Consider the following 7,352-nt stretch of genomic DNA (forward strand, 5'->3'; position numbering starts at 1 on the left):
GGCTATCCACCCGCATAGCAGGTGGTTTTTTGTTTCGCACGCTTTGCGAGCTCAACTGGGTCTAAAGACATAATAAATGAAACAAGCGATCCTTTGAAGGGACCGCTTGTTTTTTTATCAAAATCCTCACTCATGAATCTGATGGTCAGGTCCTTTTGATTTTGTTAAATCCGGAACAATTTTGGTTTCTCTTTCCGGAATATTTGTTGGAGGGATTTCCGTGTTTTTCACTTCTTTATTTACCAAATCAGCTGTTTCTTCGGCATGAGTTTCTTTTAAATCCTGCTCATCGATTGTAGGAATCGTTGTTGGAGCATTATCTACCAATTCTTCATCGTAAGCCACCAAAATATTGCCTTTTGCTAATTCTATTTGATAATCTTTGATTTTTTCTTTGAAGGTATCCTGATCGCCGTCGAAGAAATCTTTGATTCTTTCCCATAGTGAGTCTTCTGCATCATCAGCCTCAACGGTAAAGCTTGTTTCTACGCGCAAAGCTGTTTTCTTTTGGATTTCCGGAAGAAATTGTTTATCAACGATCAGACTGATTGACTCCTTGGGGTAACCGCTAGCAATTAATTTTTCAGCTACAACCTCAGCAGCTTCTAAATTTGGGAAATTTCCTTGAATAATTTTACTCATGTTAGTACTCCTCTCAAATTTTTTATACAGAATGGTGGAAGAAGCAATTATAAATTAATCGCTTCGCCACCGGTAATGCCATAAATTTGTGCAGTCACAAAGCTCGCATCATTTGATGCTAAAAAAACATAAATCGGTGCAAGTTCTGCCGGTTGTCCTGCTCGTCCCAGTAAGCTATTTTGCCCAAATTCTGGAATTGCATCTTGGGGTTGTCCTTGATCGAGTTGCAATGGTGTCCAGATTGGTCCCGGAGCAACGCCGTTGACACGGATGCCTTTTTCAGCAAATTGTCTTGCGAGATTCACAGTGAAATTTGCGATTGCCGCTTTTGTTGCTGCATAATCCGTCAAATGACTGCTAGGGTTGAATGCCTGAACAGAAGTCGTTGTGATGATCGCACCGCCGGCAGGCAAATGTGGTTCCGCAGCCTGTACAAGGGAGAACATCGAAATAATATTGACCATGAAAGTATCTTTTACTTGTTGGAGTGGGATTTTACCAATCCCTGGTTGTGAAATTTGTTGCGCCGCATTTAGAACCAATGTATCCAAACCGCCTAATTCTTTGACTGTTTGTTCTACCATCTTTGCAGGTGCTTCTTCATCGCGTAAATCATAAGGAAGTAAAATCACTTTGCGATTGGCTTCTTTAATGTATTTAGCCACTTCACGGGCATCTTTTTCTTCACCCGGAAAAAACTGCAGGGCAATGTCTGCTCCTTCACGAGCGTAGGCAATCGCTGCTGCCCGACCAATTCCAGAGTCACCACCAGTAATTAAGACACGTCGATTTTCCAATTTATGATGGCCGACATAACTTTCTTCTCCACAATCAGGATTGGGAGACATCTCCGTTTGTAACGCTGGGGTATTCTGATCCTGCTTTTTAAATTTTTCTGGATGATACAATTCTCGAGGATCTTTTAAAATCGGTTCAGTCATTTTTAGCGCTCCTTTTCACTTGATAAATTAATCTTAACGAAAAGCACTAGAAAGGAAAAGGAAAACGCATTTTATAGTCATTTTTAAATAATAAAATAATTTATTATGAATAAAAAAGACCCAGAATGATTTTTCTGAGTCACTGGATTTATTCTAAATGGTATTTAACGATCAAGGGTGACTGCGGTACCACTACAGGTGACCATCAGCATGCCATTATCTGAACCTAATACTTCATAATCCATTTTCATGCCAACAATGGCATCTGCATCAAACCTTTTTGCCCGCTGAACCATTTCGGCAATGGCTTCTTCTCTGGCTGTCGTCAGTTCATCTTCATAGCTTCGAGAACGGCCACCAAATACATTACGTACACTAGCACCAATGTCTTTGAATACATTGATTCCGGTGATCACCTCACCAAAAACGATTCCTTGGTACTTGGTGATCGTGTGCTGTTCGACTTGATTAGTTGTTGTGATAATCATTTTGTCACGCTCCTTTTTTTCAATTATACACGAGTCGCTGAGATTATAAAATCGTTTCCATCGTAAATTATTTTGGGAAAAATAAAAAACTTGATAGCTGTCAATTTTTTTCTTTCGACTAAGACCTATACTAGGTACATAGAAAAGAGAAAGAAGGAAATTTCCATGAGTAAAAAAATCACTTTACAATTAGATGCGCTGACTTGCCCCTCTTGTTTAACAAAAATTGAACATGCAATGAACAATCAACCCGGTGTCAGCAATGTAAAAGTCTTGTTTAATGCCAGCAAAGTGAAAGCAAATTTTGACGATACTCAAACTTCCCCAGAACAATTAAGTGATGTCGTCAATAAATTAGGCTATGAAGTTCAAAAAGTGAAAGTCGCTGAGTTATAAAAATTGGAGGAAAATAATATGACAGAAAAAGATGTAATCGAAACAAACTATCAAGCAGAAGTCAAACAAGCTGATATTGATCATCACAAACCAACAGCCGGAGCCATGAGCGGACATATCGTTGCAAATTTTTGGTACTTTGATGTTAAGTTGCATCAAGCATTATGGTATGTGAAAGGACCACAAGCCATCGCGTTACAAGAATTCTATGAAAACTTGATTGCAGAAAATCGGACATGGTTGGATCGTCTAGGCGCTATTTTATTGGATGAAAATGAATTGCCACCTTCAACCGTCGCAGAATATACCCAATACGCAAAAATGAATGAAGATCCTCGCGTAAAATATTATGATGCAGCAGAGTTATTGGATGAAACAGCGCATGATATCACTACTGCAAATCTTTTTGTTGACCGTGCAATTTTATTGGCTCAAAAGGAAAATCGCCCAGCATTATCTGCCTTTTTTGTGGAATTGCGCGGGTACAATAATCATGTGATTCGGACGGTACAAGCATTGTTGGGAAAAACTGCTTGGGACGGTTTGGTAGAAGAAGACGATGAGGATGACGAAGATTAATTAGATAATTATTTTTACAAAAAAGACGAGAATTCCTCGTCTTTTTTTGTGGTGCAATGCAAATAAATCTTGTTTTCAATCTGTCTATTTTCTTTTCTTATGCTATACTCTAGCCATCACTACCAATGAATGGAGCGAGAATATTTGGAAGATTTTTATTACTGCCGTACATCACGGGCAATTCAGACCCATCGGATTTTCCCCTTTGATTTGAATCCTTTCGGTTTTTTATTTGGTGGAAAACTGATGACTTTAATTGACGATACAGCTTCAATTTCTGTGACACGTCATTGCCGAAGAGGTGCAGTAACCGCCTCTCTAGATAATTTGAATTTTTTAAAACCGTTACATGAGAATCACTCAGTCTGTGTCGAATCCTATGTATCAGGGACCCACCATAAATCGATGGAGGTTTTCGTCAAAGTAATCGGTGAAAATCTAACTACAGGGGAGCGCTACTTAGCAGCAACCTGTTTCACAACTTTTGTGGCAGTTCCTTCTCATATGAATGAAGAAATTGATTTTGTCGTGCCAAAGGTGGAACCAGAGACTGAGGAAGAAAAGATGGTTTGTGCAGGATACGAAAAACGACGGTTACATCGATTGCAGGAACGGGATGAATACAAAGAATTTGCATCCTTGCTAACAACAGATCTGCCATGGGGAGATAAGTAAGAAAAGAATCTGAAGGATAGTTTGAGTTTAGACTGCTTTCAGATTCTTTTAATATTTATTTACCTTGTTATTTAAAAGAGGTACAATAGAGGATAATAAAACTTTTTTGGAAAGGTGTAGGGAATGATTGAATTTGTTGGCGTGAATAAGAATTATGGAAATACGCAGGCGTTGAAGGAACTGACACTCACAATTAAACAGGGAGAAATTTTTGGATTTTTAGGACACAATGGCGCAGGAAAATCGACGACGATCAAGAGTCTAGTGAGTATTATTCAACCATCATCGGGAAAAATCACCGTTGATGGAATGGATTTAGAAGAAAACCGAATGGCAATCAAACAGAAAATCGGTTATGTTCCGGATTCACCAGATATTTTTTTGCAACTAACTGCAGGAGAGTATTGGGATTTGATTGCGGCAGCATATGAATTAGAGGCAGAGAAAAAGACGACACGTTTGGCTGAACTAACGAGCTTGTTTGATATGCAGAGCCATCAAGAAGAAACTATTGCCAGCTTCTCTCATGGAATGCGACAAAAAACAGTGTTGATCGGTACATTACTGCCGGATCCGGAAATTTGGGTTTTAGATGAACCCTTGCAAGGACTTGATCCGCAAGCAGCTTTTGATTTAAAGGAAATGATGAAAACCCACGCAGCAAAAGGAAAAACAGTTATTTTTTCAACCCATGTGTTAGACACTGCGCAACAATTATGTGATGAAATTGCTATTTTGAAAAAAGGAGAGTTGATTTACAATGGTTCGGTCACTGAATTATTGCAACAATCTCCAAATGAGACACTGGAAACCATCTATTTGAAAATGGCAGGTAGACAAGGAGAACGGGCTGCAGAATTGGAGCGTGAACAGAATGAGTAAACGCCAATTAGCTGAACTGACACGAGTCAATCTTCGTTACGTTAATCCCCAAGCAACAGATAAAGCACGAAAAAGCGGGAAAACTGGCTCACGTCTTACGCGTTCGATTTTGAATCAATATGTATTATCAGGGATTCTCTTTTTGATGATTTATGGTTTTACGATGTTTTTGATTGATTTTAGCCGAATGCCGGGATTTTTTACCTACTACGTGGCGTTGTTTGGTCTGCTAGCATTATCTCAAGGAATATCGGTGATCTACAATGTTTTCTTTGAAGGGAATGATTTGGAATCTTTTCTACCATTACCTTTCATGAAAAGCCAAATTTTTCTGGCAAAAATCTTGGTCGTAGCACTAACGATTATTCCCTTCGTTCTACCATTAATGGTTTTGTTCTTACTGACGGGGTGGAAAGCAGGAATTTTTCTGCCGGTTGTTGTGATTGCTTCGATTTTATTGTTTAGTCTTTTTTTGATGATTATTTTTAGTATCTGTAGTTTGATTGTTTTTGGTTTGGCGCGGACTGCTTTTTTTCAGAAACACAAAAAGTTAGTCACCAGCTTGTTACTGGGTGGTTCAATGGGGATTGCGGTCATCGGTATTTTAGTCATGAATAATCAAACTTCTACCATTGGATCAGGTACGGCTGATCGTGGGGCGATTCCTTTTTTATTGCCTTTGTTTTATGCAGTGAAACAACCCTTTTCTTCCTCTGGTTTATTGAGTTGGTTGGGAACCATTGGGTTAGCTGCAGGATTTGGATTGATTATCAAACAATTGGTTTTACCAAAGTTATATGATCAATTGACAGCGTCAAACTCAAATGTTGGTTCTAAACGAAAACATAAAGCCAATCAAAATTTACGGCAATTGTTGTTCAATTATAATTCCCAATTAGTTCGTGATCCAAATCTCATCATGCAGGTGATCTCAACGTCATTGATGACGCCGGTTATTTTTATTGTTGCTTTTGCTCTAGGTGGCGGAATTAATTTAAGTGATTTGGATGGCCGATTGATCGGAGTTGTCTTTTTAGCAGGAGTCGCATTGGCCTTTTTGACTGTCAATCAAACCTCCTTCATTAGTAATATGATCTCCCTTGACCAAAGCAATTTTTTAGTTATCCGATCTTTGCCGATTTCTATGAAAAACTATTTAAAGGAAAAATTTCGTTTTGGTTGTTTGTTGCAGATGAGTATTACTAGTGTGATTGCATTATTGGGTGGTTTTCTCTTTCATTTGCCACTACTTTTCATCCTGAGTTTGGTTCTGGGAGCTTTATTAGGGAGTTATCTCTTGTCCTTGCGTTATTTTGCTCGAGATTATCGGTTAATGTTGTTAAGTTGGACGAATATCAATCAATTATTTACACGTGGTTCAGGAAATTTAGGAATGGTTGCAATGATGATTGGTTCCATAATTATAAGCAGTATTTTATTATTATTATACGGACTAGCCGCCTACACGATTGATTTTTGGCTGTTGAATGTTCCTGTTTTACTTGTTGTTCTCCTGTTAAGCTTTGGATGGGTCAACTATTATCAGCGGACATTTTGGGTGCGAGTAGATAAAAAGTAAGGAATGAAAAAAATGAAAAAGTCGGATGATTATTCCTCCTAACGATTGTAAATGACAGATTACTAGGAGGAAAAATAATGAATTATCACTTAATTGATCGAAAAACTTGGACAAGAGAAGATTATTTTAATCACTTTTTGCACCAAGCAACGACTTATAGTGTTACAGTTGAAGTCAATATCACTCACTTAATGGAAGAATTAACTAAAAGGAAGCTAAAATTTTATCCAGCTGTTATCTTTCTTTTGACAAAAGCCGCCAATAAGTTCGAACAATTTCGGATGGATTTTATTGAAGGTGAAACGCTGGTCTGCTGGGATAAATTAGTTCCGATTTATACAACAATGGCTGAAGAAGGAGACCTTTTTCAGGGTAACTGGTTGACTGAAAATCAACTGGAAACTTTTGATTCCTGCTATTCGGCTTACTTGGAAAATAGAAAGAAGCATAAAAAAAATACGAAAATGTTTCCTCAAGGGCAACCGCCTCAAAATAGCTTGTCCTTATCCCTGTTGCCATGGTTTTCTTTTAGTGGTTTCAATCTAAATATTGGCAATAATAATCAACCGCATTTACTGCCAATCATTACCGGTGGAAAAATTACTGAAAAAAACGGACAAAAATTCTTGCCTCTTTCAGTTCAAGTCCATCACGCAGTTTGTGATGGTTATCATGTTCATTTGTTTTTAGAAGAAGTGGAACGATTGATTGATCATGCAGAGCAGTGGATTGACTAAAATGAATCCGATAAGCAAATAAAAAGTAAACCTCAATTAGTAAAATTGAGGTTTACTTTTTTGAAAATGAATAGGAGCACCTTGCAGAACGATAGGTCCAGCTACACTTGTTTAGTAATAAGTACAAACATAATTATAAAAAATCAATTCTAAAAATAAAAAAATATTGTGAAAGCAATCACTATATAATAAAATTTATGTTATACTATTTTTGTAGAAGGGGCCGCACAGTAATCCGCTTTGCAGATATGGAAGAAATAGAGAGGAATCTCCCCAGAATTTCAGTGACTATTTCTTCCACCCCCTTTTTTAAATAGTTATTTTTGATCTGACTTTAGTCAGGTCTTTTTTTAGGCTCTATAATATTTAGTGTTGTTACTCAAATCGAGTAAGGACACTAAATATTTTTTTATAACAAAAAGCATTTGGTTCC

The 7,352-nt window shown here is 37.7% G+C and carries 9 protein-coding genes; 6 read left to right on the top strand and 3 right to left on the bottom strand.

The window, feature by feature from the left end; genetic code table 11:
• Window positions 1-126: 126 nt before the first annotated feature.
• The 3 genes from FFM66_RS11140 to FFM66_RS11150 form a co-directional block, all read right to left on the bottom strand.
• On the bottom strand, window positions 127-642 hold the full coding sequence (locus FFM66_RS11140; protein WP_048603599.1) for a hypothetical protein: 516 nt from the start codon (window positions 640-642) through the stop codon (window positions 127-129).
• A gap of 47 nt (window positions 643-689) precedes the next feature.
• Window positions 690-1,583 (bottom strand): SDR family oxidoreductase, encoded by an 894-nt coding sequence (locus FFM66_RS11145; RefSeq protein WP_048603598.1) that lies wholly within the window; start codon window positions 1,581-1,583, stop codon window positions 690-692.
• 164 nt (window positions 1,584-1,747) lie between these two features.
• Window positions 1,748-2,071, bottom strand: coding sequence for a heavy metal-binding domain-containing protein (locus tag FFM66_RS11150; RefSeq protein ID WP_137605948.1), 324 nt, complete (start codon window positions 2,069-2,071; stop codon window positions 1,748-1,750).
• Window positions 2,072-2,236: 165 nt separating this feature from the next.
• Here FFM66_RS11150 and FFM66_RS11155 point away from each other — a divergent pair, with 165 nt between their 5' ends.
• The 6 genes from FFM66_RS11155 (at window position 2,237) to FFM66_RS11180 (ending at window position 6,919) form a co-directional block, all read left to right on the top strand.
• Complete coding sequence (locus tag FFM66_RS11155) at window positions 2,237-2,467, top strand: heavy-metal-associated domain-containing protein (RefSeq protein ID WP_048603596.1); 231 nt, start codon at window positions 2,237-2,239, stop codon at window positions 2,465-2,467.
• Window positions 2,468-2,485: 18 nt separating this feature from the next.
• The gene (locus tag FFM66_RS11160) at window positions 2,486-3,046 is read left to right on the top strand and encodes a ferritin-like domain-containing protein (RefSeq protein WP_137605949.1); all 561 of its coding nucleotides are present in this window, start codon (window positions 2,486-2,488) and stop codon (window positions 3,044-3,046) included.
• Window positions 3,047-3,190: 144 nt separating this feature from the next.
• Entirely contained in the window at window positions 3,191-3,721 is a 531-nt protein-coding gene (locus FFM66_RS11165; RefSeq protein ID WP_137605953.1) for an acyl-CoA thioesterase, read from the top strand.
• Between the two features lie 123 nt (window positions 3,722-3,844).
• Window positions 3,845-4,603: an ABC transporter ATP-binding protein gene (locus FFM66_RS11170; RefSeq protein ID WP_137605950.1), complete on the top strand. Its 759-nt coding sequence runs from the start codon at window positions 3,845-3,847 to the stop codon at window positions 4,601-4,603.
• Entirely contained in the window at window positions 4,596-6,182 is a 1,587-nt protein-coding gene (locus FFM66_RS11175; RefSeq protein WP_137605951.1) for an ABC transporter, read from the top strand. The genes FFM66_RS11170 and FFM66_RS11175 overlap by 8 nt, the downstream gene beginning before the upstream one ends.
• A 77-nt stretch (window positions 6,183-6,259) precedes the next feature.
• Entirely contained in the window at window positions 6,260-6,919 is a 660-nt protein-coding gene (locus FFM66_RS11180) for a CatA-like O-acetyltransferase (protein ID WP_137605952.1), read from the top strand.
• Window positions 6,920-7,352: the final 433 nt, after the last annotated feature.

It is taken from the genome of Enterococcus songbeiensis, from assembly GCF_005405265.1.
GTDB lineage: Bacteria > Bacillota > Bacilli > Lactobacillales > Enterococcaceae > Enterococcus_C > Enterococcus_C songbeiensis.

Bases quoted from the DNA above. Each gene is read 5' to 3' on its own strand.
- FFM66_RS11140 (WP_048603599.1), bottom strand. From the start codon at position 642: ATGAGTAAAATTATTCAAGGAAATTTCCCAAATTTAGAAGCTGCTGAG.
- FFM66_RS11145 (WP_048603598.1), bottom strand. From the start codon at position 1,583: ATGACTGAACCGATTTTAAAAGATCCTCGAGAATTGTATCATCCAGAA.
- FFM66_RS11150 (WP_137605948.1), bottom strand. From the start codon at position 2,071: ATGATTATCACAACAACTAATCAAGTCGAACAGCACACGATCACCAAG.
- FFM66_RS11155 (WP_048603596.1), top strand. From the start codon at position 2,237: ATGAGTAAAAAAATCACTTTACAATTAGATGCGCTGACTTGCCCCTCT.
- FFM66_RS11160 (WP_137605949.1), top strand. From the start codon at position 2,486: ATGACAGAAAAAGATGTAATCGAAACAAACTATCAAGCAGAAGTCAAA.
- FFM66_RS11170 (WP_137605950.1), top strand. From the start codon at position 3,845: ATGATTGAATTTGTTGGCGTGAATAAGAATTATGGAAATACGCAGGCG.
- FFM66_RS11175 (WP_137605951.1), top strand. From the start codon at position 4,596: ATGAGTAAACGCCAATTAGCTGAACTGACACGAGTCAATCTTCGTTAC.
- FFM66_RS11180 (WP_137605952.1), top strand. From the start codon at position 6,260: ATGAATTATCACTTAATTGATCGAAAAACTTGGACAAGAGAAGATTAT.